Below are 1566 nucleotides of genomic sequence, written 5' to 3'. Positions count from 1 at the left end.
GCCTTGGCCCCGGGGGCCGGGGAGGCGGCTTCGCCGGGGTTCTTGCCGTCCGCCGCTTCGCCGGAGGGCTCGGCGGGTTTACCCGGCTGCTTCTCGTCGTCCCGGGCCTTCTTCCCGCGGTCGCGCTCCTGGGCGTCCCCGGCCTTCTTCCCGCGGTCCTGCTCGCGGTCCTTCCCGGTCTTTCCGGTCTTCTCCGGGGCGCGTTCGCCGTTGGCGCCGTCGTCCCCGTCGTCCCCTCCGCCTCCGGTGTTCTCGGCGTCCTCCCGGCCTGAGGCGGAGTTGTCCGGGGTCTCCTCGGTGCCGTCCACCTGGGTGGGTTCCTCCTCGGGGGCGTCGGGACCGCCGGACGGGTCGGTGCTGCCGGAGGGGCTGGGGGACGCCTTGGGTACGCGGTTCTTGCCGGGCTTGAGCTCGAAGTCCCTGATCGGGGTACCGCGCAGCGCCTCGGAGGTGTAGGAGGCCCAGATCCGCGCGGGGATGCCGCCGCCGTTGACGCGGGCGAGTCCGGCGGCGCCGTAGAGGGATTTGTGGGCGCCGGTCTCGGGGTCCTGGCCCATGACGGCGACGATGGTGACGAGGTCGGGGGTGTAGCCGGCGAACCAGGCGGCCCGGTCCTCCTCGGCGGTGCCGGTCTTGCCGGCGGCGGGGCGTCCGGCGGCCTTGGCGGCGGTCGCGGTGCCGCTCCTGACGACGCCGCGCAGGACGGCGGTGGTGGCGTCGGCGGTGGAGCGGGAGACGGCCCGGAGGGTGGCCGGTTCGGGGACGCGGATCCGCTCGCCGCCGTGCCGGATCTCCTTGACGAGGGTGTGCTCGACGCGTTCGCCGTGGTTGGCGAGGGTGGCGTAGGCCTGGGCCATGTCGAGGGTGCTGGGGGTGGTGGTGCCGAGGGAGATGGAGCCCTGGGCCTCGGCCATGCCGGGGGTGGTGTCGGGGAGGCCGAGGCGGGCGGCGGTCTCCTTGACCCTGGCGGGGCCGACGTCCACGCCCATCTGGGCGAAGACGGCGTTGACGGACTTGTTCATGGCTGTGGTGACGGGGATGTCGCCGTAGTCGACCTGGTCCTCGTTCTCGGGTTTCCAGGTGGTGGGTCCGTCGGGGCCGACGACGGTGCGCCCGCTGTCGCCGTTGTAGGTGGTGCCGGGGCCGATGAGGTCGCCGTCGCGGGTCTTCGCGCGGTGTTCGAGGGCGGCGGCGTAGACGAAGGGCTTGAAGGTGGAGCCGGGCTGGTAGTCGCGGCGGGTGGCGTTGTTGACGAACTGCCGGGTGTAGTCGACGCCGCCGTACATGGCGACGACCTCGCCGGTTTCGGGGTCGATGGAGGTGCCGCCGGCGCGGACGTGGCGGTCGATCTCGCGTTCCTCGCTGAGCTGGGAGAGCAGTTCGCGTTCGACGGCCTTGACGAAGGCCTCCTGTTTGCGGCGGTCGATGGTGGTGGTGATGCGGAAGCCGCCCTGGGCCAGGCGTTCCTCGCCGAGGATGTCGCGGGCGGCGAGGTGCTGCTTGACGGCTTCGACGATGTAGCCGCGCTGGCCGGACAGGCCGGTGGGGGGCTTGGCGGGGTCGGGC

1 protein-coding gene is annotated in these 1566 nt (G+C 73.1%); it reads right to left on the bottom strand.

Features of this window, described 5'->3' with window-relative positions:
- Window positions 1-1566, bottom strand: a 1566-nt coding sequence (locus L7D48_RS28710; protein ID WP_237884017.1) for a transglycosylase domain-containing protein, incomplete at both ends; no start/stop codon positions are given.

The sequence above is a fragment of the Streptomyces sp. ICN903 genome (genome assembly GCF_022015835.1).
GTDB lineage: Bacteria > Actinomycetota > Actinomycetes > Streptomycetales > Streptomycetaceae > Streptomyces > Streptomyces fenghuangensis.
This window is presented reverse-complemented; position numbering and strand designations above follow the sequence as displayed.